Source organism: Pseudoalteromonas sp. SD03, assembly GCF_040937955.1.
Taxonomy (GTDB): Bacteria; Pseudomonadota; Gammaproteobacteria; order Enterobacterales; family Alteromonadaceae; genus Pseudoalteromonas; species Pseudoalteromonas tetraodonis.
In genome coordinates this window covers 2,358,803-2,382,243 of record NZ_CP162514.1, presented here as the reverse complement: position 1 = coordinate 2,382,243, position 23,441 = coordinate 2,358,803, and the positions used below count along the sequence as shown (strand labels likewise).

Here is a 23,441-nt window from a genome sequence, read left to right as displayed (position 1 = left end):
TTATTGTGAAAAAATTATTCAAATCAACAGCAGTTGCCGTTTTAGCTACACTTATGATGGGTACATCAGTTAACGCTTTTGCTCATAAAGTGGGTATTGTAGATATGCAAGAAATCTACAAGCAGCTTCCACAAATGGCTAAAATTGAACAGTCTCTGCAAACTGAGTTTGCAGAGCGTCGTCAAGAGCTTGAAAAGTTACAAGGTGACATTCGCTTTGAAGCTGAAAAGTTTAAGCGTGAAAGCACTACAATGAGTCAAGACCAAAAAGACGCATTACGTGATAAAATTCAAGGTATGCAAAAAAATCTTGCTGAAAAAGGTCGTCCTCTAGAGCAAGAAATTAAATCACGCCAAAATCAAGAGTTGGCTAAAGTTCAGACTCTAATCATTGAAACAATCCAAGAGATTGCTAAAAAAGGCGACTTCGACGAAGTTAAAGTAAAAGACACAACAATTTACTTTAACCCTAAAGAAGTAACTGATCTTTCTGAAAAAGTTGTAGACGCTGTAAGTAAGAAATAATTAATCTATGCAAAATTATACGCTTTCGCAAATTGCGGAACTTCTAAGCGCCGAGCTACAAGGTGATGGCGCTTTAGAAATTAAAAAAATAGCAACACTTGCAAATGCCCAGACTGGGCATATTGCATTTTTAGCGAACAAGAAATATCGCTCTCAGCTTGAAACAACACAAGCCAGTGCTGTGATACTGAGTCCTGAGGATGCGCCTTATTTTTCAGGCAACAAAATCATCGTCGCCAATCCGTATGTGAATTACGCCAAACTCGCTCTGTTAATGGATACCACGCCACGTAGTGCCATTAGTGGTATACACCCAAGTGCGGTTATACATGCCAGTGCGCAAGTCAGTAAAAGCGCAGCCATAGGCGCGAATGTTGTAATTGAAGCTGACGCTGTGATTGGCGATAACGTACAAATTGGTCCGAACAGTTTTATTGGTGAACGTGTTAAAATAGGCTCAGGCACCAAACTATGGTCAAGTGTGAGCGTTTATCATGATGTTGAGATTGGCGCAGACTGTTTATTTCAAGCGAATACTGTTATTGGCAGCGACGGTTTTGGTTATGCGAATGAACGTGGTCAGTGGCTTAAAATTCCACAACTAGGCTCAGTGATCATTGGCGATAAAGTCGAAATTGGTGCAAGCACCACCATAGATCGTGGTGCACTCGATGATACTATTATTCACAGTAACGTTATTATTGATAATCAGTGTCAAATAGCACACAACGTTGAAGTTCAGTCAGGCACTGCAATTGCCGGTTGTACTGTACTTGCAGGCAGTGTCAGCATAGGTAAAAATTGCCAGATTGGCGGCATGACCGCAATTAACGGTCACATGTCTGTATGTGATGGTGTTATAATTACTGGTATGAGTATGGTGACTAAATCAATCACCGAACCGGGTATTTACTCATCCGGTATGCCTCATACGACTAACAAAGAATGGCGAAAATCAATTGCTCATTTGCGTAACCTTTCAGACATGAAGTCACGTCTAAAAGCGCTTGAAGCATTGAGTAAGTCATGAACGTTGAACACTAATAAGGATGCTATTTTGGCAAACGAATTAAATAGCCTTGATATTCAAGAAATTTTAAGTTTATTACCGCACCGTTACCCGATGCTACTGATTGATCGCGTTATAGATTTCACCCCTGGTGAATCGTTACATGCAATTAAAAACGTATCGATTAATGAACCCATTTTCACCGGCCATTTCCCAAACCAGCCGATTTTTCCTGGTGTGCTAATATTAGAGTCAATGGCACAAGCAACGGGTCTATTAGGGTTTAAAACGGTTGAAAATCGTAGTGAAAACGAACTTTACCTATTTGCAGCCGTAGACAATGCTCGTTTTAAGCAGCCGGTTGTGCCAGGTGATACCATGCATCTTCATGTTAAGTTTTTAAAAGAGCGTCGTAACATATGGAAATTTGCGGCTGAAGCTAAAGTTGACGGCAAAACAGTGTGTAGCGCCGAAATCATGTGTGCTAGAAGAGAGTTTTAATTGTGATCCATGCTACGGCAATAATCGAACCGGGTGCAAAACTTGGTAACAATGTGTCAGTTGGACCATACAGTTACATCGGTAATGATGTTGTTATTGGTGATGACTGTATTATTGAGTCTCACGTTGTTGTTAAAGGGCCTGCTACTATTGGCTCTGGTAACCATATTTTTCAGTTTGCTTCTGTGGGCGAAGCCTGCCAAGACAAAAAATATAACAACGAACCAACAAGCTTAATTATTGGCGACAATAATGTTATTCGTGAATGTGCGACTATTCATCGCGGTACAATCCAAGATGAAGGTGTTACCAAAATAGGTAGCAATAACTTATTTATGGCTTACACTCACGTTGCACACGATGCGGTGATTGGCGATAACGTTATTTTTGCAAATAATGCCAGTGTAGCGGGTCACGTTCATGTTGGTGATTGGGTTATTTTAGCGGGTAACTCAGGTGTGCATCAATTTTGTAAAATTGGTGCTCATGCATTTGTTGGTATGTATTCTGGTGTAAATAAAGACGTACCTCCTTTTGTTACCACCATTGGGATGCCAGCAGGCCCTGCAGCAATCAATACCGAAGGTATGAAACGCCGTGGTTTTGAAAGCGATGAGATAATGGCAGTACGCCGCGCGTACAAAGCGTTTTATCGCAAGAGCCTAGGCGTTGATGAAGCGATAGAATCGCTTTCAGAAGACGCTGAAAAATACCCTGCTGTGCAGCTGATGATTGATTTTGTTAAAAGCTCAGAGCGCGGTATCGTGCGTTAATAAAGAGCATTTTAATTTATAAAAAAACCACCTTTGAGTAATCAAGGTGGTTTTTTATTAGCTGATATTTGATTAATAACTCAGCCATGAAGTGCATGTTGCTATGTTTATTAAATTCAGTCTCTACTCAGGCTTACCTTATTACACTCCCTACACATTTTCCTATAAAGTATTAATAATGAAACGGATAAAGTTAGTATTGCTTTCAATGCTATTGGTTATGTTAACTGCTTGTAGTACTGCGCCAAGGCAAATAATTAATCAACAAAGTGATATGTCAGAGCGAGGTAAAGCATCATTCTATGCAGACAAATATCATGGCAGAACCACGGCTAATGGCGAACGTTTTAGCCAACAGGCGGCAACGGCTGCGCACCTAAGACTCCCATTTGGTACAAAAGTGAAAGTTACCAATATTGCTAATAATAAGTCTGTAGTGGTCAGAATTAATGACAGGGGGCCTTATATTCGGGGTCGAATTATTGATTTATCTAAGGCGATGTTTAAAAAAATAGCCGACCCTAAAGTCGGCGTTATTGATGTAACGGTCACCGTTATTGATAAAAGTAATACTGCTAAGGACTAAAAGCGGGTCGTTAACGCCACATAGTCAGGGTGTTCATTGAGCAATTGTTGATGTGAACCTTGAGCGATGATTTGTCCACTGTCTAACCAGATGACACTATCCATTTGCGATAACAACGCTGGATCATGAGTAATTGTTAATACACTAGCATGCTCTTTTAGCTGTAAAATACTGTTCATAACGGCTTGTTTAGAAATATTATCGAGCCCTTCAGTGGGTTCATCGAGCACTACAATGGCGGGTTGTTGCAGCAGCGCTTGTGCCAAGGCAATGCGTCTTGACTGGCCTTGAGAGACACTGCGTCCCCCTGTGCCTAAACAAGTATTTAAGCCTTCTTTTAGCGCGCTAAACCAGTTACCCAGCTCGGCTTGTTTTAACGCCGCTGTCATTTGTTGCGGTGTTGCATCAGGTGCCGCATAGGCAAGATTATCGCTTAATGTACCATCAAAAATATGATGTTGCTGCGCTAAAATATTTAATGTTTTTGCACGGCTTTCATTATTTAAATTATGCAGGTTTATTGTTCTTTTTTCGTTTTGTAAGCTAATTGCACCTTGTTGCAGAGGCCATAATCCGCTTAGTAAATTCACTAAGGTTGTTTTACCACTGCCGCTTCGTCCAACAATCGCCACTTTATGCTTTGCAGGTAGCTCAAAACTCACATTATTTAATGCCTGCTTTTGGCCATAGTGGTAGCTAATTTTATCTAGCGAAAGTGTCCATTTTTTATTATGTGAATCAATAACCTGTGAAGGTATCTCGTTTTTATTCAGTACTTTATCTTCAAGGGTAAATAGTCGCTCAGCTGCTTTTAATACATTAGGTAGTTCAATAAACGCGTTGGGTAGTAACAATACACTTTCAAAACTGGCCAGTACAAACAAACTCAACATCGCCAATTCAACATTTACCATCTCGGCGCTAAACACCAGCGGCACAATAGTGACAATGCTGGCGATCATAGCCAGTTGCACTATAAGTAAGCTCAAACCATCAGCATTGCCAAGAGCCTTATGACGAATAAATAATTGCTGGTTATACTGCTTACTTAACTGATCACACTTAGTGAGTTGTTGGTTTCGAGCTTGGTAAATATTTAGTTCTCTAAGACCCGTTAAGGTATCAGATAGCTCAGCTCTTAATTGGGCGCTGAGTAATGTTTCTTGGTGGCTGTTTTTATCTAATTGTCTGCTCAATATAGCGGGTATAACCACCCCAATAACAACGATACCCGTAAAGCAAATTAAGGCTACACTTGGGCTGTAAGCAGACATAAACAGCATAATAATAGGCACAGTGAGTAAGGCTACCAACATCGGCAGCAACACATTTAAATAAAATTTATCTAGTGCGTCTACATCATTTTGTAAGCGGTTAACTAAATCGGCACTGCGGCTCATAGCCAAATCAAGATTATTAAGTTTACTGAGTGTGGCGAACATATTTACTCGTATTTCACTTAACAATAAAAATGTGGCGTTGTGAGTAACTAAGCGTTCAGCGTAACGTGAAGCGGTGCGCACAATCGCCAAAAAACGAATGGTGCCAGCTGGGGTAAAGTAGTTCATATGGACGCCTGCAATTCCTGCGGCAGCCATAGAAGCTAAAAACCAGCCGGAAATAGCGAGTAAGCCTACATTAGCTAGCACCGTGAGTGACGCTAGAAACGTCCCTAGAAGCATCGCTTTATAATGAGGGCGGCACAATTTAAGTAAACGAATAAAGTTAGTCATTAGTCGCTCCATGTTGCGCTGTTTGCAGCAGCTTTGCAAATTCGCCAGCTTGCTGGCTGAGCGTTATAAAGTCGCCTTGCTGAGCGATGGCACCGTTTTCCATAACGATAAGTTGTTTGGCATTTCTTACTGTATTTAAGCGGTGCGCTATGGTGATCACTAAGTGTTCTTTTGCATACTCAGCAATAGCGTTTTGAATGAGCTGTTCAGTTTGACTGTCTAAATGAGCGGTTGGCTCATCAAGCATTAAAATAGGGGCGTTTTTTAAAAATGCACGAGCTAAAGCAATACGCTGCTTTTGCCCTCCAGAGAGCCCTTCGCCTTGTTCACCTATTAAGGTGTTAAACCCATCAGGTAAGTCGTTAATAAATTCCAGCGCACCAGCTTGCTGCGCCGCCTGCTCAAGTGCTGCATTTGAAACGCCTGGGTTACCTAGCTTTATATTAGCGCCAATGGTGTCGAAAAATAAGGTTGGCTTTTGTGGGATCCAGGCAATGTTTTGTTGTAATTGGCTTATATCGGCTGTCGTCAATGGTTGTTGGTCAATGGATATGTGTTGTATTACTTCTGGGTGAAAACCAAGCATGCAATCAAGTAGGGTGCTCTTACCTGAGCCGCTAGCTCCCACAATGGCTACTAGTCCTGTGCTTGGCAGGGTTAAATTAATGTTATTAATTCCCTCATTGCTATTAGGGTAACTAAAATTGAGATCATGGACGCTGATAGTGCTGTTACCCTCCATGTTTATATGAGCTGTGTGGTTATTATTTTTTGATGGCAGTGGTGCATTTAAAATGATTAGCATATCTGCAGCAGCACTAATTCCTTGTAAGCGCGCATGATAATGGCTGCCTAATTGGCGAAGCGGTAAGTAAAATTCAGGCGCTAGCAGCAATACTACAAAGCCGGTTGCAAAATCGAGCGTGCCAAAAAATAATCTAAAACCAATAATAACCGCTACCAGTGCCACACTAATTGTGGCTAAAAACTCCAGTGCAAAAGAAGATAAAAAAGCAATTTTTAACACGCTTAGCGTTGCATGCCTAAAATCATCTGAAATTTGGGCTATTTGCTTTAGCTCTTTGCGCGTAGCATTAAACAATTTTAGTTGGGTAAGCCCTTGTATGCGGTCAAAAAAGTAGTTGCCTAATACCGCCAGTTGTTGCCAACGCTTTTGGTTAAGCGCTTCTGCCTTATGACCAACTAGAATCATAAAAAACGGAATAAGTGGTGCGGTTAATAAAAATATCAGTCCCGCTTTATAATCGGTCGGAAATATAACCACTAATATTGCCAGAGGAATAAGCGCACTATAGGCAACCCCTGGTAAGTACTTTGCATAGTAGTCATGCAGAGCTTCTACACCATTGTGCAGCGTGTTGAGCGTAGCGCCTTGGCCGTGTTGCTCTATATAACTTGGCCCAAGTAGCGTGAGTTTATCGAGTAAAGTTTGGCGAATAGCCGATTTGATTTTAAGCGCTGCAAATGCGCTTAAGCGCTCACTTAACGCTAAAAAAATGGCGCGCAGTAAAATAATACCCGCTAAAGGCCATAAAAAGTGGGTTACTTGGGCTAAATTACGCCCTTCAAACATCACATCATGAATGGTTTGTGCAAGTAAATAAGCGCCTGCAATCATTAAAATCGCATTAACTGTACCTAGGGCAATGCTTAGCTTTAACCACATTGCTGCCGGCTTACTTTGCTGCTTTAAAAAAGCGCGCAGAGACTGTTGCTGCGCGCGATTAGGTCGGGGGTTAGTCGTCATTATGAGTTGTATTATGCTCGTTTAATAAATCATGGGTGGCTTGTTCATCATCAGCAATGCTGTTTTTATTTTGATGAAACTCATACCACATTACATTTATTACGCCTAAGGTACAGGCAAGTAATACACCTAAAATCCACGCGAAATACCACATAATTTAGTCTCCTTAATAGCTGCCGTGAGGGTTGTTTTCAATTTCATCAACCGTCACTCTGCGCCACATTTTTACATAACACCACGTGGTGTAGGCTAAAATGAGTGGCACAAATATAACCACAGCAATAAACATAACATTGAGTGTTCTGTGGCTTGATACCGCATCCCAAATGGTTAAGCTAATATCAGGGTTGTTGCTTGAGGGCATAATAAATGGGAATAACGAAACGCCCGCGGTCATAATCACTCCAATTAACATCACACTGGTTGCCAGTAAGCCTAAAGCGGGTTTATTTACTTTAGAAAACAGCAGTGCACACAGTGCCATTGCAAATGCCAAAATAGGGAAGGTCATTGTCCATGGGCGTTCGCTGTAGTTATTAAGCCATGCGCCTTGGGCGGTTGTGACTACTTTTGCCAGTGGATCTGCATGGCCTTGAGTATCACCCATAGAAACAATTTGATAGCCCGTTAGGTTGGCAACCCACACACCAGCCGCCGCAAATAACACTATAAAGGCAAGTAATGAGTAGCGACCGTATTGTCCTGAGCGCTCAGCGACCTGATCTGCGGTGCGCAGTTGTAGCCACATTCCCGCGTGTGCAATTAACATGGTAATACTAACTAAGCCGGCAATGAGCGCAAACGGATTAAGTAAAGCAAAAAACGACCCTTGGTAACTGACTCTTAATAAATTATCGATATTAAACGGTACACCCAAAAACAAGTTACCAAACGCGACACCAAATACCAGCGCAGGTATGACACTACCGGCAAACAAGCCCCAGTCCCAGTTATTACGCCAGCGTTTAGAGTCAACTTTAGAGCGATAATCAAAGCCAAGAGGCCTAAAAAATAATGCAAATAACACCAGCATCATGGCAAAGTAAAAACCAGAAAACGCTGCCGCATAAACCATAGGCCACGCTGCGAACAAAGCACCGCCTGCAGTAATAAACCATACTTGGTTACCATCCCAGTGGGCACCAATGGTATTAATAACGGTACGCCGTTCACTGTCTGTTTTGCCCACAATACGCAGTAACATGGCAACGCCCATGTCCATACCATCGGTAATGGCAAAACCAATTAACAGCACACCAATAATTAACCACCAGAGCATTTTTAATGTTTCATAATCAAAAATCATGATAGTTCTCCTTTAGCAGCCGTGCTGTGATCAGGTAATTCAAAATGGTACTTACCGGTATGAAGGGAGCTTGGGCCTTGCTTAATAAATTTAATCATTAACCATGCTTCAACAATCGCCAATCCAGTATAGAAAACAATAAAACCGGTCAAGCTAATTAAAATATCATTTACCGTCAGCGATGACGTTGCTAAAAAGGTCGGTAATACTTCAGAAATAGCCCATGGCTGGCGGCCATATTCAGCCACAATCCAACCAAATTCAATAGCAATCCAAGGCAGAGGAATGCTCAATACCGCCGCCCACAACAACCAACGTTTTTGTTCAATAATACGATGGGCGTTGTAATAAAAAGAGAGAATAAACACGCCAAGCATAATTACGCCACAGCCAACCATAATCCTAAATGACCAAAACATAGGGCCCACTTTAGGAAAGGAGTCTTTAACGGCTTGTTGTATTTGTGCCTCGCTGGCATCTACCACATTAGGAGTGTAACGTTTAAGTAATAAGCCATAGCCTAAATCATCTTTGACGTTATCAAACTTTTCGATATTTGCAGGGGTATCGTCACCTGCGCGAAGTTTTTCTAGGTATTCATAAGCAATCATGCCATTGCGAATACGCTTTTCGTGTTTTTTCTCAAGATCAGAAATACCAATCACTTGCTCATCAAGTGAGCGTGTTGCAATAATCCCTAATGCGTAGGGAATTTTTACTGCAGCATGAGTGACTTGCTCTTCTGAGTCAGGGAAACCTATTGCAGTAAAGGCAGCTGGAGCTTCTTCTGTATGCCATTCAGCTTCTATGGTCGCGAGTTTTACTTTTTGTACTTCACCGACTTCGTAGCCAGATTCATCACCGAGTAAAATAACACATAAAATAGAGGCTAAACCAAAGCCAGACGCCACCGAGAACGACCGTTTAGCAAATGCCAAATCACGTCCTTTTAATATGTACCAGCTACTAATCCCAAGCACAAACATAGATGCAGCAACATAACCTGCAGACACAGTATGAATAAATTTAACTTGCGCTACAGGGTTAAATACCAGCTCTGCAAAACTAGTCATTTCCATGCGCATGGTTTGATAGTTAAACTCAGCCCCTACTGGATTTTGCATCCACGCATTAGCGACTAAAATCCACAGCGCAGACATATTTGTGCCCAGCGCCATTAAAAATGTGACCCCTAAATGCTGGCGTTTAGAGAGCCTATCCCAACCTAAAAAGAACATTCCCACAAAGGTTGATTCTAAAAAGAAGGCCATTAAGCCTTCAATGGCCAGTGGCGCACCAAATACATCACCCACATAATGCGAGTAATACGACCAGTTAGTACCAAACTCAAATTCCATGGTGAGGCCCGTCGCCACGCCAATAGCAAAGTTAATACCAAATAACTTGCCCCAAAACTTAGTCATATCACGATAAATTTCGCGACCGGTCATAACATAAACCGATTCCATGATAACTAAAATCCAGGTCATACCGATTGTTAACGGCACAAATAAAAAATGAAATAGAGCGGTGACAGCAAACTGTAATCGCGATAGATCCACAAAGGTTTCATCTATCATTTTTGGCTCCTTTGGTTGTGATGCAGTGACAGCACAAAGCAATTGTTAATGTTTTAATAAACTTTCAGTAATTTCTGAAAGTTTGCATCATTATTAGCGTTTGTACAATTTTTGTCAATATGTATATTAGAAAACTTTAATATACTATGACATTACATCAGTCTATAAAATACGCAATGATCAATTAAGAGTAAGTTAGAAAAAAGTGGTGTGTTTTAAGCGTTTAACCTAGCCTTAAAACACGGTAAACTAATCGGCATGAACGCCGGGTTTACTTGTGAAAAAATAGCAAATGAAAAAAGATAAAAAACAACTACGAATTGGTATTGTGGCAGGTGAACTGTCGGGCGATATTTTAGGTGAAGGGCTCATAAAAGCGCTTAAAATACACTTTCCAGATGCCACTTTTGAAGGTATTGCAGGCCCTAAAATGCAAGCTCAAGGCTGCAAAACGCTGTTTGATATGGATGAGTTGTCGGTTATGGGCTTGGTTGAAGTCCTAGGCCGTTTACCGCGTTTACTAAAAATCCGCAAACAGTTAGTACAGCACTTTATTGATAACCCTCCTGATGTTTTTATAGGCATTGATGCGCCGGATTTTAATTTACGTGTAGAAAAACCGTTAAAAGACGCAGGCATCAAAACCGTGCAATACGTAAGCCCTTCAGTGTGGGCGTGGCGTGAAAAACGTATTCACACTATAAGTGCAGCAACTAACTTAGTATTGGCTTTATTGCCTTTTGAAAAAGAATTTTACGACAAACACCAAGTACCGTGTACTTTTGTAGGTCATACATTAGCTGACGACATTGCACTTGAGCACGACGATAGCCAAGCCCGCAGCCAACTAGGCTTAAGTGCTGATGACAAGGTGTTAGCGTTATTGCCCGGAAGCCGGGGCTCAGAAGTGGGCTTGTTAAGCGAAACTTACATAAAAACAGCGGCGCAGTTACAAGCGCAGAACCCTGCATTAAAAGTCGTGGTGCCACTGGTGAACGCAAAGCGCAAAGCGCAGTTTATTGCTATTTTAAATGCCACAGCGCCCTCACTTAATGTTAACTTACTGGATGGGCAATCAAATTTAGCTATGCAAGCCGCCGATGCTATATTGCTTGCATCAGGTACAGCAACGCTTGAGGGCATGTTATATAAAAAGCCAATGGTGGTTGGTTATAAAATTAAACCCATGAGTTATTGGATTTTTAAAACCTTATTTACCTTTAATATTAAATATTTTTCGCTACCCAATTTATTGGCAGACGAAGAGTTAGTACCAGAGTTTTTACAAAGTGAGTGTAATGTCGCTAACTTAACAGCAGCACTTACCCCTATGCTCAATAGCGATAATAAAGAATTAAAAGCACGCTTTTTAGCCATACATGAAAAAATTAGATTAGATGCAAGTAAACAAGCTGCAAATGCAGTGGCGGAGTTAATAGATGCAAATTGAACGACCCAATGTAACCTTAATAGCCGGTGTGGATGAAGTTGGTCGTGGACCGCTGGTGGGTGATGTGGTTACAGCCGCTGTTATTTTAAATCCCGCTAAACCGATTACTGGCCTTGCCGACTCTAAAAAATTAACCGATAAAAAGCGCCAATTATTAGCCATCGAAATAAAAGAAAAAGCACTGTGTTACGCCATTGGCCGTTGTAGCCCTAGTGAAATAGATGAGTTAAATATATTACAGGCCACCATGCTTGCTATGAGCCGCGCGGTGGAAGCGCTTAGCACAGTGCCTGAATTTGTATTTGTTGATGGTAACCGTTTACCCAAATTAGCCATGCCCGCACAAGCGGTGGTAAAAGGCGATAGCCTAGTTGCTGAAATATCAGCCGCGTCTATTTTAGCAAAAGTTGCCCGGGATGATGAAATGATTGAACTTGATGCACGCTACCCACAATATGGTTTTGCAGGGCATAAGGGGTATCCCACAAAGGCACATTTTGCAGCGCTTGAACAATACGGTGCGATAGATGAGCATCGCAAGAGCTTTAAACCTGTGCAGCGTGTGCTTGCGCTTTCGGGTAAGGAGTAATTATGGCGGCTCCTGAATTTGTACATCTAAGAGTTCACTCAGACTTTTCGATGGTTGATGGTTTGGCAAAAACCAAACCAATCGTCGCTAAAGCACAAGAGCTTGAAATGCCAGCGTTGGCAATTACCGATCAAATGAACTTTTGTGGTTTGGTGCGTTTTTATGGCGCAGCGCATAATGCGGGTATTAAGCCGATTGTTGGTGCGGATTTTTGGGTACGTAGCCCAGAATTCCCCGACGAACCAAGCCGATTAACATTATTAGCCAAAGATAACATTGGCTATAAAAATATTACTTTATTGATCTCTAAAGCCTATCAACGTGGCCATGTTTTTCATCGCCCTGTCATTGACCGTGAGTGGTTAGTTGATTTAAAAGAGGGGCTTATCATACTCTCGGGCGCCAAAGATGGCGATTTAGGAAAAGCCTTAATAAAAGGTAACCCCGCTATTGTTGAGTCGGTGGTCAGTTTTTATAAGCAGCACTTTAGCGATCATTTTTATATTGAGCTTATTCGTACCAACCGTGCTCAAGAAGAAAATTATTTGCACATGGCGGTGGAGCTTGCAACAAATGAGCAATTGCCAGTAGTGGCCACCAATGAAGTGGTATTTTTAAAACCTGAAAACTTTGAAGCTCATGAAATTCGAGTGGCTATTTTTGATGGTTACACATTGGATGATAAACGCCGACCAAAGCGCTTTTCACAAGAGCAATACCTAAAAACGCCAGAACAAATGGCAGAGCTATTTAGTGATATTCCAGAAGCGCTACAAAATACCGTAGAAATTGCAAAGCGCTGTAATGTAACCGTGCAATTAGGTGAGTATTTCCTACCAGATTACCCGACGGGCTCACTAAAAATTGATGAGTTTTTGGTTAAAGTGTCACAAGACGGCCTTGAAGAACGATTACAGTTTTTATTTCCTGACGAGCAAGAACGTCAAGAAAAACGTGGCGAATACGATGAACGTTTAAAAATAGAACTTGATGTAATTAACCAAATGGGATTCCCTGGTTACTTCTTGATCGTAATGGAGTTTATTCAGTGGAGTAAAGATAACAATATTCCAGTAGGCCCAGGGCGTGGTTCAGGTGCGGGTTCATTAGTGGCTTATGCCCTTAAAATTACCGACCTTGATCCGCTCGAATTTGACCTACTCTTCGAGCGATTCTTAAACCCTGAACGTGTTTCTATGCCCGACTTTGACGTCGACTTTTGCATGGATAGGCGTGATGAAGTAATTGATCATGTATCGGCCTTGTATGGCCGTGACGCGGTATCGCAAATTATTACCTTTGGTACTATGGCAGCAAAAGCGGTAATACGCGATGTAGGCCGTGTACTTGGTCATCCGTATGGGTTTGTCGATCGTATTTCTAAGCTTATTCCGGGCGACCCTGGGATGACACTGGCTAAAGCATTTGACGTAGAACCCCGTTTGCAAGAAGCCTACGACGGCGATGAAGAAGTTAAAGATTTAATCGACATGTGTCGTATTCTTGAGGGCTGTACGCGTAATGCCGGTAAACATGCCGGGGGGGTTGTAATATCGCCGACCACAATCACCGATTTTGCGGCGCTCTATTGCGATGACGAAGGTAAGTTTCCAGTTACCCAGTTTGATAAAAATGATGTAGAAACCGCCGGTTTAGTTAAGTTTGACTTTTTAGGCTTACGTACGCTCACCATATTACAGTGGGCGCTGGATATGACCAATGAGCGCTTAAAGCGTGAAGGCAAACAGCCGGTCGATATCAACACCATTCCATTGGATGATAAAAAAAGTATTGAGCTACTGCTGCGCGCTGAAACCACCGCGGTATTCCAGCTAGAATCACGCGGCATGAAAGACCTAGTTCGCCGATTAAAGCCCGATTGCTTTGAAGATATGATAGCCTTAGTGGCCTTGTTCCGCCCAGGTCCACTGCAATCAGGCATGGTAGATAACTTCATCGACCGAAAGCTCGGTAGAGAAGAAATTTCATATCCCGATGCGCAATACCAACACGAAAGTTTAAAGCCGATTCTTGAGCCGACATACGGCATTATTTTGTATCAAGAACAAGTTATGCAAATAGCGCAGGTGCTGGCCGGTTATACACTGGGCGGCGCCGATATGTTACGTCGTGCTATGGGTAAGAAAAAGCCCGAAGAAATGGCAAAGCAGCGTTCAACCTTTGAAGAGGGCGCACGTAATAATGGCATCGATGGCGAGCTGGCGATAAAAATATTCGACTTGGTTGAAAAGTTTGCGGGTTACGGTTTTAACAAATCTCACTCAGCAGCTTATGCACTAGTATCGTATCAAACGCTGTGGATGAAAACGCATTATCCGGCCGAGTTTATGGCTGCGGTAATGTCGGCTGATATGGATAACACCGACAAAATAGTCACGCTGGTGGATGAATGTGAAAACATGAAACTCACCTTGTTACCGCCCGATGTAAACGCCGGTGAATACAAGTTTACTGTTAACCTTCAAGGTGAGATTGTTTACGGCATAGGGGCAATTAAAGGTGTGGGTGAAGCGCCGGTTGATGCCATATTAGAGGCGCGAGCAAAAGGCGGCCCATTTAAAGACCTATTTGATTTTTGTGCGCGTGTTGATTTAAAACGCTTAAATAAACGCGTTACCGAGAAATTAATTTATGCAGGCGCATTAGACCAACTAGGGCCTGAAAAAAATCAACCTGGGCGAGCAACACTATTAGCCAGCTTAAAAGATGCGATGCGCGCAGCCGATCAGCACAACAAAGCTGAATTATTAGGGCAAAGTGATTTATTTGGTTTACTTGCTACAGAGCCTGATGAAGTAGAGCAAGCGTTTATAAAAGCAACACCGCTTACGGATAATCAGTGGCTTGATGGCGAAAAAGACACCCTAGGCCTTTATTTAACCGGACATCCTATAAACCAGTATCGACGAGAGCTTGGGCATTATACCAGTGGCCGACTCATCGACTTACAACCAACTAATCGTGATGTGCTCTCAACCGGAGCAGGTTTAGTGATTGCAGCGAGAACCTTAATTAATAAAAAAGGAAATCGTTGGGGGCTGATAACTTTAGATGACAAAAGCGCCCGAATTGATGTACGCTTGTTTCCAGAACAGTTTGAAATGTACCAAGATATGTTGCAAATCAACAATATTTTGGTGATATCCGGACAGGTCAGCTTTGATAACTTCTCTGGTGGTATTACAATGACCGCCAGAGAAATAAACACCATTGCTCAGGCGCGTGAAAAGCGTATAAAAGCGATTAAGATGACGCTGAATATGGTGCAGATCGAGGCTGGTTTCTTCGATAAATTACAAAAAGTACTCGAACCATACAAAATGGGAACGTGTCCGATCAAGGTATATTATCAACGCCCCGATGCGTTGGTGCAATTAACCCTAGGGATCGAATGGTGTGTTACGCCAAGTGACGACTTAATTCATAAGTTATCGCTGATGGCAGCGCAAAATGTAGAACTAGAATTTAACTAATTAGGTAGTTTAGAGCATGAGCCTCAATTATCTTGATTTTGAGCTTCCAATTGCAGAATTAGAAGCAAAAATTGAAGAATTACAAAATGTAAGCCGCGCTGGCGAATTAGACCTTGGATTAGAAGAGGAAGTCAGCAAACTTAAAGAAAAGAGCGCACAAATGAAGGAGAAAATTTTCTCTGAACTAGGCGCTTGGCAAGTATCACAGTTAGCACGTCATCCGTTGCGTCCTTATACTCGAGATTACATCGAGCGTATTTTTACGGAATTTGACGAATTTGCGGGTGATCGCACGTTTGCTAACGACCCTGCCATTTTAGGCGGCGTAGCCCGCTTAGATGGTGAGCCAGTAATGGTGATCGGTCAGCAAAAAGGCCGTGGTACTGCTGAAAAAATCAAACGTAATTTTGGCATGCCAAAACCTGAAGGTTACCGTAAAGCATTGCGCTTAATGGAAATGGCAGAGCGTTTTAAAATGCCAATCATGACCTTTATCGACACCCCAGGTGCATACCCTGGTGTTGGCGCTGAAGAGCGTGGTCAGTCTGAAGCAATTGCACGTAACCTAAAAGTAATGGCCGCACTTAAAGTACCAACAATTTGTACTGTTATTGGTGAAGGTGGTTCAGGTGGTGCATTAGCCATTGGTGTGGGCGACAGAGTAAACATGTTGCAATACAGCACTTACTCGGTTATTTCACCAGAGGGTTGTGCCTCTATTTTATGGAAAAGTGCTGACAAAGCACCATTGGCTGCAGAGGCAATGGGTGTAACAGCAGAGCGTGTTAAAGAGCTAGATTTAATTAATAATTTAGTTGAAGAGCCTCTAGGCGGCGCGCACCGTAATTACGATGCGATGGCACGTAACTTAAAAGTACGCCTTAAGCGCGATTTAGCAGACTTACAAGCGTTATCGCTTGAAGAGATGCTTGATCAACGTTACAAGCGTTTAATGTCGTTTGGTTATTGTTAAAAATAGCTAAATGTAGCTAAATATAGAAAAAAGCCGCCTATGCGGCTTTTTTTGTTTTAAAATACCGTAACGTAGAGCCTTTATTGTTCGGGTTATTAGCAATTTACTCATTGGGTATATTAATGCACAAAACACCTATTTATCTGCAGGTAAAAAAAGCCCTTAATCACTACTTAGAAAATGGGCAATTCACATTTACAGTAGCCTTATCTGGTGGGGTAGACTCGGTCGTGCTATTGCATATTATGCATGGGTTAAAACAGCAGTACCCGCAATTAGATTTAAGTGCAATTTATGTCAATCATGGCTTAAGTGATAACGCCCATCACTGGCAGCAATTTTGCCAAGCACGCTGTGAGCAGCTTTCAATTGATTTTAAGGCGGCAAACGTCATTATTGAGCCGAAATCGCGCACCAGTATTGAAGCGCAGGCTCGCGAAGCGCGTTATCAAGCGCTTGATGAACACAGCCCAAGTGATAGTGTCATTTTGTTAGGCCAGCATTTAAACGACCAAGTAGAGACATTTTTACTTCGTTTAAAGCGCGGCTCAGGCTTAAAAGGGCTCGGCGCTATGCAGCAAACTCGCGTGCTTGAAAGTGGCCGTGAGTGCTATAGGCCATTACTTGGAGTAAAACGCAGCGACATAGAAGCGTTTGCGCAGCAATTTAATATTAGCCATATTACTGATGAATCAAACTCCAATGAATGCTTTGATCGTAATTTTTTGCGTCAACAAATCGTGCCCAAGTTGGCAGAGCGTTTTACTGGGTTTGAGCAGTGTACAGCCCGTAGTATAGAATTATTACAACAGCAACAAGCACTGCTTGATGAATATACCCAGCAAGATCTCGCACAGTGTATTAACCAATATCAGGCGCTTAATATACAAAACATGGCTCATTACAGCGCTATTCGCATTGCGAATCTTCTGCGTGCATGGCTGGCTTTATTTACCCATACCATGCCTTCGCAAAAACAGTTAATGCAAATAATGAGTCAGGCTATTCATGCACAAGCTGATGCGCAAATAAAAATTGAGCTAAGCGATGGACAAATACGCCGCCATCAAGGTTATCTTTATTTTGTGCAGCCGACGCCTTTAGCCGTTAATATTGAACGCGTAACAAGTCGCGAACTAGTGCTGAATGACGGACAAATACTACAATGCCTGCAGGGAATAGGTATACGCGCCCCTAAACCTGATGAACAAGTCAGTGTTCGTTTTAACTGTAATAGTGCGCGTATTAAACCACTCAAAAAGCCCGGCAGTAATACCCTTAAGCATTGGTTTAAAGATGCAAAAGTAGCCCCTTGGCTGCGTGCTCATATTCCATTAATTTTTTACAATGATGAGCTAGTTCAAGTGGTTGGTTATTTTGTTAGTGATAACCATAAAGATGAGAATGGAGTTATTTGGGAGTATAAATCATGAGTCAACAACCTCATGTTGGGCTGTCGCTTATAAATAAGGCACCTACTGGCATATTAATTACGCTATTGATTGCGGTTTTAGCGAATGTATTTTTAACCCTTAATATAATTACATTAGGCTACGCTGTGTTGGGCGGTATGGTATGTGCCGCCATTTTACTTGCCTATTGGTTAGGTAAAGGGGGCGTATTTTTCATTTTAGGGGTGAGTATGCCCTTACTGTTAGTGCTTTTTACACCGCTTGCGACAATTGCCGCATTGCTTAATTTACTCAGTGGCTTCTTTTTTGGCTTTTGCGCCATGTTGCTCATTTATAAGCACGTGATATTAAAAAAGTAGCGTAAAAAAGCCCAGCGGGGGAGGCTAGGCTTTTTAAAAATAATGTTTTTATTACTTAATAGGCTTTTGCGCAGTTTCGCCCAGATGCTTTTGCTTTATATAAGCCTTTATCTGCGCGAGAAAATATCTCGTTCTGGCAATCGTCGCTATTAGTCAGCGTAAAACCAATACTGGCTGTGACGTTGTATTTAGACATAATCGGTGAGTTTCTGACTAAACGCATAATACGTTCAGCCACCACTTTATTGGTGGTAAAAGCCGGGTCTTCGATTAATATTGAAAACTCATCGCCACCAAAGCGAAATACCGAATCAGTCCCCCTAATACTACTAGATAAAACCGCAGCAAACTCGATTAAAACGTCATCGCCAATTTTATGACCATAGTTGTCATTTACTTGCTTAAAATTATCTAAATCAAGCAGCATTAAACTAAACGAATGACCGTTACGTCGATGATTTTCAAGCTTTTGTAGCAACATGTCATTAAATTGACTACGGTTGTTTAATCCGGTTAATGAATCTTTTGTGGCTAACCTTAATACACGGTTATACATAAGCGCATTGCGCAATGGATAAATTAGTACACTATGAAAGTGTTGTAGCTTTTTCTCAATAGCCGCACTAAGCGGATACTTTGTATAATAAGTTAATGTGCCTAAGTACTCATTTTCAACTTTTAAATCAAACGAGTACGCTGGATTTTCAACATCACTATTGGGTGTTTTTACATCAATACTTGTTGCTTTAAAATGCACACCAGAAAAATTAAGCAGTTGTTTTGCAAAATTTGCAAACGTTCCTAAAATATCTTCTAAAACTAAGCTCGTTTGCAGTTTAGCTGCCAGCTCATGCAGTGCTGTCGGTGTATTGCTATTATATTGCTCTGCTGAGAACGGCAAAAATTCGCCGCGACCAGAGATACGTTGTGTCAAAATATGAACGTTTTCCACTATTTCTTCCCCCTATAGTATTACTTTTTATAACTAAGCAGGTTATATGCCATATTTACATTCTGGCTGAAACTTATACGGTTGCTATAGTTAAGTTACATTCCATTGATTGCTTATAAGGATTGCATTGCAAAATATTAATGCTCAGGTTTTTGGACTTTTAGTTGCTGCGGTTCTATTTGTATGGCTATTTAAGCGAATAGGGCTTCCCCCTGTATTAGCTTATTTAGCGGTAGGTTTACTAGCTGGTGGCCATGGCGTTGGTTGGATGGCACAAAGCCATGAAATGGACTTTATTGCTGAGCTGGGTATTGTGTTTTTGTTATTTAGTTTAGGGCTGGAGTTTTCTGTATCGCGCTTAATGGCAATGCGAAATATCGTATTTGGCTTAGGCTCATTGCAAGTCATAGTCAGCAGTATCTTGCTTATTTTAATCCTTTATTTATTAAATTTTAGTTTATTAACTAGTTTTACCATCGGCATTATTATTATGCTCTCCTCTACGGCGGTGGTTGCTAAATTATTAAAAGAGAGTGGTGATTTAAATAAACGCCGAGGGCAATTGGCAATCGGTGTTTTACTATTTCAAGACATTGCGGTTGTGCCGTTACTCATTATTTTGCCATTATTTGCCAGCAGTGATCCCAATATTATTGGTTGGGCATTACTGTTTGCGCTGACTAAAGGCGCGTTTGTGTGTGTATTGCTATGGGCTATTGGCAAGTGGGTTTTGCCCAAGGTGTTTAAAGAAGTGGCACTAGCACGAAGCGATGAGCTGTTTGTATTAACCACGTTATTGGTGTCTTTGTTTGCCGGGTTACTCACATACTCTTTTGGTTTATCGATGGCATTAGGGGCTTTTTTAGCAGGCATGATGCTAGGGGAGAGCCACTATCGTCATCAATTAGAGGCCGATATTCGCCCGTTTCGCGATATTCTCATGGGGTTATTTTTTGTAACCGTGGGGATGCAGTTAGACATTGGTTTTGTTGTTGATCATGCGGGTATTATTATTGTTGCCTTGATGGGCATCTTAATCTTAAAAATTGCCGTAGTGATGTTATCTTCTTTATTTATGGGAGAGCGAAAACAAGATGCGTTAGCGTGCGCTATAATGCTGTGGCAAATGGGTGAGTTTGGCTTTGTGTTAATTGCACTCGCTGCACAGCATAACTTGCTGAGCGTTGAGCAAGTATCATTTTTAATTGCCATGGGCGTAATTTCTATGGCGCTTACGCCCTATTTAATTGATAAAACCCCTTTTATTTTAAAACGACTAGGCATGTTAGAGCGCGCAAAGTTTGCCTTTGAAGACGAGCTTCAAAGTAGCACGCTTTATCATAACCATGTGGTGATATGCGGTTTTTCTCGAGTAGGACAAACTATTGCCCGCTTTTTATCCCCAGAGGCAATTGATTATGTGGCAATAGAGAGCGACCCCATTTTAGTACAAGAAGGAAAAGCGGCGGGCGAGCCTTTAATATTTGGTCATGTTGAGCAAAAAGATATTTTAAAGTGTGCGGGGGTAGAGCGAGCGCGACTAGTCATTATTACTTTTACCGAATTTCAACAAACTCAAATAGTCATTAATGCCATTAAACAGGTTGCACCTAAGGTTAAAATACTCATAAGAACCCGTGATGATAGTCAGTTAGAGCGCTTAAAAGCGCTAGGGGTTACTGAGGTTGTGCCTGAGGCGCTTGAAGCAAGCTTAATGTTGGTGTCGCATGTGTTGTCAATGTCTGGTGTGCCAATGAGCCGTATTATTCGCCGTGTTAGTAGTGAGCGACGAAACCGTTATAAATTATTGCACAGCTTTTTTGCCGGCGAAAATATTGACAGCGATACCAACTTGCCAGAGCGTTTAGAGTATTTACATGCAATAGCCTTACCAGATAAAGCATTTGCGGTTAATAAAGCAATTAGCGAACTCAATTTAGCAAAAAGAAAAGTGCTAATTAAGGCGCTTCGCCGCGAGGGCGAAGAAATAGACACACCACAAGAACACACAATATTGTATGCTAATGATATTCTAGTGCTGCAAGGTAAACCACGGCGTGTAGAACGTGTTGAGCATTATTTACTTGATGGTATAGAGTAGCCCATCAAGCAAAAAAAACTTACTCTAGCTCTAAGAACTTTCTGATTTCAGGGAGTTGTTTCATACCATCGTCGTATCCGATTTGAATTAAATGCTGGGTGTAGCGTTTTTCAAATAACAAATAGCTGGTCAAACTCGACTGAGAGCGCTTTTTTACCCCGATCATACGTAATAAAACTTTTATCGCCCAAGGCATATCATCGTAATACTGCGCGGCAATGGCATTGAAGTTTTGCGATGGATTAATAATAAAGCTATCTATTTGTTTCAATTCTTGATGCTTATGCTTATTGGGCAGTAAACCTAGTGTGCGGTTTATTCTGTCCAAGCGCTCTAAATCAGATTGCATGGTGTCAGTAAATACACTGTCGAGTAAATGCCCTGCCACGGCCGAAAGCCCCGGGAAATGTGCAGAGTAGCCTGGAGGGTGTGGCTCTTTGGGTTGATCAACCCCAATAATAAATATTTTATTTGCCCCTAAGTGAATAGAGGGGCTTAAAGGTGAAAGCTGATGTATTGAGCCATCGCCAAAGTAATGGTTATAAATATTCACACTTGGAAACACCATAGGAATGGCACTTGAGGCCATTAGGTGTTCAACATTGATACGAGTAGCGCGTCCTTCGCGCTTGGCTCGTTGCCAAGAATGCTGCGTATTTGACTGAAAAAAAGCAACAGAATCGCCAGTAGTATAACTGGATGCAGTGATAGACAGCGCCTCTAAATAGTCACGGTGTAAATTACGCTCAATACGATGTAAATCTAGTATATCGTTTAACAGTTTTCTAAGTGGTCGGTTATTTAACAAGCTTGCAGGTGGATGGTTTATATGCTCTGACTGGAAACTGGTTAAAATATTACGGGTAATATGACCAAACACACTTAAAAAGTCGCTTTTATATACCATCGAAGTTGAAAAGTTTTTCCAAACTGTTTCTAGTTTTCTTACCGCTAAATGCATACATGAGGCGTAACATGCTAAGGCCGCAGAATTAATTGCACCGGCAGAGGTGCCATTTATCACTCTAAAGGGGAGCGGGGCGGTTCTGGGCATACTTTGCGCTAACGCTTTCAAAACACCCACTTGATAAGCCGCTCGGGCACCACCACCTGTTAGTAATAAGGCAATTTTAGGTTTACTAGGATCGACTTGCTTAATTTTCATGTTAGGTATTTAAACTGTTCGCTGTCTTTACTTTATTTATTTACTGTAAGTCTTTAAGCTAGAAGAATCAAAGGATACATTAGCTACATTAATAAATATTAGTGTAAGTTATGAATTAAACCTGTTTAGAGTACTCTAAACAGTATCGCATTTTTATATTTATGGAGTTCGTATGTCAGATAAACCATCAGAATCAGATGTTCAAAAACGTCCACCGAATAACAACCTTATCTTCGCAGGGGTTATTTTATTAATCATTATTATTGCCGCTGCGTTTGTATTATTAAAACCAAGCGAAGCCCCAGAAACAGTTATGCAGGTTGAAGAACCCATAAAAGAGCAACCCGTTATGGAGCTAAAACCTGAAAACGACCCAGTGGTCGGTGCGCCATCGGTTAAGCCAGAAAAACCTGAAGAGTTGGCAGTGCCAACACAGCGCCCAGACGTTGAGCCAGAGTCTGAGGTTGTGCCTTTACCAACATTAAATGACAGTGATCCTGTCGTGGTTGCAAAATTAGATGAATACTTAGGCGATGCGGCAATGAGCCTAGTGTTGAACGATGATGTTATTCGTCGTGGTGTGGTGTTTATCGATAACTTAGCAAAAGGTAAGGTGGCTAAGAAACATACCCCAGTTGTAAAGTTAGAAGAAGGTTTTAGCGTAAACGAAGGCGATATTTTAACCATTGATCCTAATAGCTATGAACGCTACACCCCATATGTAAAAGTACTAACAAGTATGAGTGCCGCACAAGCTGTTCGTTTATATGAAGAATATAAACCGCTAATCAACAGTGCATACACTGAAATTGGCTATGGCGATGATGAGTTTACACAAACACTTGAAGATGCCATTGACTTGCTACTTGATACTCCAGAGCCAAAAGGCAGCTTACCTTTATTGCGTGACTCGGTTACTTATCAGTATGCGTTTTCTGAGTGGGAGCAATTACCCGCTGCACAAAAACAACTTTTACGCATGGGCCCAGAGAACATGAAAAAGGTAAAAGCAGCGCTACGTAATATAAAAGCGCAGTTAGAGAGTAATTAATAACCGCTTTAATAACTAAACACCCTGCGATTGTATATGAAGTATGCAATCGCACTTTCTTTTTTGATTATCCCTTGAATAACAGAGTAAAAGTAGAGATAATCTCAATCGCGCC

General features: G+C 41.6%; 20 protein-coding genes. 13 read left to right on the top strand and 7 right to left on the bottom strand.

Annotation, left to right across the window (positions count from 1 at the left end; genetic code table 11):
• Positions 1-5 precede the first annotated feature (5 nt).
• From ABZP26_RS11140 to ABZP26_RS11120, 5 genes are all read left to right on the top strand, one after another.
• Positions 6-524 (top strand): OmpH family outer membrane protein, encoded by a 519-nt coding sequence (locus tag ABZP26_RS11140; protein WP_008467513.1) that lies wholly within the window; start codon positions 6-8, stop codon positions 522-524.
• Between the two features lie 7 nt (positions 525-531).
• Positions 532-1,554 carry a UDP-3-O-(3-hydroxymyristoyl)glucosamine N-acyltransferase gene (lpxD, locus tag ABZP26_RS11135; RefSeq protein ID WP_016899285.1) on the top strand — a complete coding sequence of 341 codons (1,023 nt, stop codon included), beginning with the start codon at positions 532-534 and terminating at the stop codon, positions 1,552-1,554.
• A gap of 27 nt (positions 1,555-1,581) precedes the next feature.
• Positions 1,582-2,034: a 3-hydroxyacyl-ACP dehydratase FabZ gene (fabZ, locus tag ABZP26_RS11130; protein ID WP_008110974.1), complete on the top strand. Its 453-nt coding sequence runs from the start codon at positions 1,582-1,584 to the stop codon at positions 2,032-2,034.
• 2 nt (positions 2,035-2,036) lie between these two features.
• Complete coding sequence (lpxA, locus tag ABZP26_RS11125; RefSeq protein WP_013465422.1) at positions 2,037-2,807, top strand: acyl-ACP--UDP-N-acetylglucosamine O-acyltransferase; 771 nt, start codon at positions 2,037-2,039, stop codon at positions 2,805-2,807.
• Between the two features lie 178 nt (positions 2,808-2,985).
• On the top strand, positions 2,986-3,393 hold the full coding sequence (locus ABZP26_RS11120; protein ID WP_013465421.1) for a septal ring lytic transglycosylase RlpA family protein: 408 nt from the start codon (positions 2,986-2,988) through the stop codon (positions 3,391-3,393).
• Here the strand turns inward: ABZP26_RS11120 and cydC are convergent.
• From cydC to ABZP26_RS11095, 5 genes are read right to left on the bottom strand one after another with little or no spacing between them, the layout of a single operon-like run.
• Complete coding sequence (gene cydC, locus ABZP26_RS11115) at positions 3,390-5,126, bottom strand: thiol reductant ABC exporter subunit CydC (protein WP_016899287.1); 1,737 nt, start codon at positions 5,124-5,126, stop codon at positions 3,390-3,392. The genes ABZP26_RS11120 and cydC overlap by 4 nt on opposite strands.
• Positions 5,119-6,894 (bottom strand): thiol reductant ABC exporter subunit CydD, encoded by a 1,776-nt coding sequence (gene cydD / locus ABZP26_RS11110; protein WP_016899288.1) that lies wholly within the window; start codon positions 6,892-6,894, stop codon positions 5,119-5,121. Before cydD ends, cydC begins: the two co-directional genes overlap by 8 nt.
• The gene (gene cydX, locus ABZP26_RS11105) at positions 6,884-7,048 is read right to left on the bottom strand and encodes a cytochrome bd-I oxidase subunit CydX (RefSeq protein WP_013465418.1); all 165 of its coding nucleotides are present in this window, start codon (positions 7,046-7,048) and stop codon (positions 6,884-6,886) included. Before cydX ends, cydD begins: the two co-directional genes overlap by 11 nt.
• Positions 7,049-7,060: 12 nt before the next feature.
• Complete coding sequence (gene cydB, locus ABZP26_RS11100) at positions 7,061-8,200, bottom strand: cytochrome d ubiquinol oxidase subunit II (protein WP_368484947.1); 1,140 nt, start codon at positions 8,198-8,200, stop codon at positions 7,061-7,063.
• Positions 8,197-9,780, bottom strand: a complete 1,584-nt coding sequence (locus ABZP26_RS11095) for a cytochrome ubiquinol oxidase subunit I (protein ID WP_013465416.1) — start codon at positions 9,778-9,780, stop codon at positions 8,197-8,199. The genes cydB and ABZP26_RS11095 overlap by 4 nt, the downstream gene beginning before the upstream one ends.
• Positions 9,781-10,072: 292 nt before the next feature.
• On the opposite strand from ABZP26_RS11095, the gene lpxB reads away from it, so the two are divergent.
• The 6 genes from lpxB (at position 10,073) to ABZP26_RS11065 (ending at position 18,057) form a co-directional block, all read left to right on the top strand.
• A complete protein-coding gene (gene lpxB, locus ABZP26_RS11090; protein ID WP_138560609.1) occupies positions 10,073-11,230 on the top strand; it encodes a lipid-A-disaccharide synthase in 1,158 nt (385 codons plus the stop codon).
• Positions 11,220-11,819: a ribonuclease HII gene (rnhB, locus tag ABZP26_RS11085; RefSeq protein ID WP_335674625.1), complete on the top strand. Its 600-nt coding sequence runs from the start codon at positions 11,220-11,222 to the stop codon at positions 11,817-11,819. The genes lpxB and rnhB overlap by 11 nt, the downstream gene beginning before the upstream one ends.
• 2 nt (positions 11,820-11,821) lie before the next feature.
• Positions 11,822-15,313: a DNA polymerase III subunit alpha gene (dnaE, locus tag ABZP26_RS11080; RefSeq protein WP_368484946.1), complete on the top strand. Its 3,492-nt coding sequence runs from the start codon at positions 11,822-11,824 to the stop codon at positions 15,311-15,313.
• A 16-nt stretch (positions 15,314-15,329) separates the two neighbouring features.
• Positions 15,330-16,286 carry an acetyl-CoA carboxylase carboxyl transferase subunit alpha gene (gene accA, locus ABZP26_RS11075; RefSeq protein ID WP_008467493.1) on the top strand — a complete coding sequence of 319 codons (957 nt, stop codon included), beginning with the start codon at positions 15,330-15,332 and terminating at the stop codon, positions 16,284-16,286.
• A gap of 122 nt (positions 16,287-16,408) precedes the next feature.
• Positions 16,409-17,719 carry a tRNA lysidine(34) synthetase TilS gene (gene tilS, locus ABZP26_RS11070; protein ID WP_368484945.1) on the top strand — a complete coding sequence of 437 codons (1,311 nt, stop codon included), beginning with the start codon at positions 16,409-16,411 and terminating at the stop codon, positions 17,717-17,719.
• Positions 17,716-18,057, top strand: coding sequence for a hypothetical protein (locus ABZP26_RS11065; protein WP_008467489.1), 342 nt, complete (start codon positions 17,716-17,718; stop codon positions 18,055-18,057). Before tilS ends, ABZP26_RS11065 begins: the two co-directional genes overlap by 4 nt.
• Before the next feature lie 55 nt (positions 18,058-18,112).
• On the opposite strand, the gene ABZP26_RS11060 is transcribed toward ABZP26_RS11065, so the two are convergent.
• Positions 18,113-19,009, bottom strand: a complete 897-nt coding sequence (locus ABZP26_RS11060) for a GGDEF domain-containing protein (protein ID WP_008467488.1) — start codon at positions 19,007-19,009, stop codon at positions 18,113-18,115.
• A 127-nt stretch (positions 19,010-19,136) separates the two neighbouring features.
• Here ABZP26_RS11060 and ABZP26_RS11055 point away from each other — a divergent pair, with 127 nt between their 5' ends.
• Entirely contained in the window at positions 19,137-21,110 is a 1,974-nt protein-coding gene (locus tag ABZP26_RS11055; protein WP_368484944.1) for a monovalent cation:proton antiporter-2 (CPA2) family protein, read from the top strand.
• 19 nt (positions 21,111-21,129) lie between these two features.
• Here the strand turns inward: ABZP26_RS11055 and ABZP26_RS11050 are convergent, their stop codons facing one another.
• Positions 21,130-22,275, bottom strand: a complete 1,146-nt coding sequence (locus ABZP26_RS11050; RefSeq protein WP_016899295.1) for a patatin-like phospholipase family protein — start codon at positions 22,273-22,275, stop codon at positions 21,130-21,132.
• 172 nt (positions 22,276-22,447) lie between these two features.
• On the opposite strand from ABZP26_RS11050, the gene ABZP26_RS11045 reads away from it, so the two are divergent.
• Positions 22,448-23,326 (top strand): DUF3014 domain-containing protein, encoded by an 879-nt coding sequence (locus ABZP26_RS11045; protein ID WP_016899296.1) that lies wholly within the window; start codon positions 22,448-22,450, stop codon positions 23,324-23,326.
• The last annotated feature ends 115 nt before the right edge of the window (positions 23,327-23,441 follow it).

Bases quoted from the DNA above. Each gene is read 5' to 3' on its own strand.
- lpxD (WP_016899285.1), top strand. From the start codon at position 532: ATGCAAAATTATACGCTTTCGCAAATTGCGGAACTTCTAAGCGCCGAG.
- ABZP26_RS11120 (WP_013465421.1), top strand. From the start codon at position 2,986: ATGAAACGGATAAAGTTAGTATTGCTTTCAATGCTATTGGTTATGTTA.
- cydC (WP_016899287.1), bottom strand. From the start codon at position 5,126: ATGACTAACTTTATTCGTTTACTTAAATTGTGCCGCCCTCATTATAAA.
- cydD (WP_016899288.1), bottom strand. From the start codon at position 6,894: ATGACGACTAACCCCCGACCTAATCGCGCGCAGCAACAGTCTCTGCGC.
- cydX (WP_013465418.1), bottom strand. From the start codon at position 7,048: ATGTGGTATTTCGCGTGGATTTTAGGTGTATTACTTGCCTGTACCTTA.
- cydB (WP_368484947.1), bottom strand. From the start codon at position 8,200: ATGATTTTTGATTATGAAACATTAAAAATGCTCTGGTGGTTAATTATT.
- ABZP26_RS11095 (WP_013465416.1), bottom strand. From the start codon at position 9,780: ATGATAGATGAAACCTTTGTGGATCTATCGCGATTACAGTTTGCTGTC.
- lpxB (WP_138560609.1), top strand. From the start codon at position 10,073: ATGAAAAAAGATAAAAAACAACTACGAATTGGTATTGTGGCAGGTGAA.
- rnhB (WP_335674625.1), top strand. From the start codon at position 11,220: ATGCAAATTGAACGACCCAATGTAACCTTAATAGCCGGTGTGGATGAA.
- dnaE (WP_368484946.1), top strand. From the start codon at position 11,822: ATGGCGGCTCCTGAATTTGTACATCTAAGAGTTCACTCAGACTTTTCG.
- accA (WP_008467493.1), top strand. From the start codon at position 15,330: ATGAGCCTCAATTATCTTGATTTTGAGCTTCCAATTGCAGAATTAGAA.
- tilS (WP_368484945.1), top strand. From the start codon at position 16,409: ATGCACAAAACACCTATTTATCTGCAGGTAAAAAAAGCCCTTAATCAC.
- ABZP26_RS11065 (WP_008467489.1), top strand. From the start codon at position 17,716: ATGAGTCAACAACCTCATGTTGGGCTGTCGCTTATAAATAAGGCACCT.
- ABZP26_RS11050 (WP_016899295.1), bottom strand. From the start codon at position 22,275: ATGAAAATTAAGCAAGTCGATCCTAGTAAACCTAAAATTGCCTTATTA.
- ABZP26_RS11045 (WP_016899296.1), top strand. From the start codon at position 22,448: ATGTCAGATAAACCATCAGAATCAGATGTTCAAAAACGTCCACCGAAT.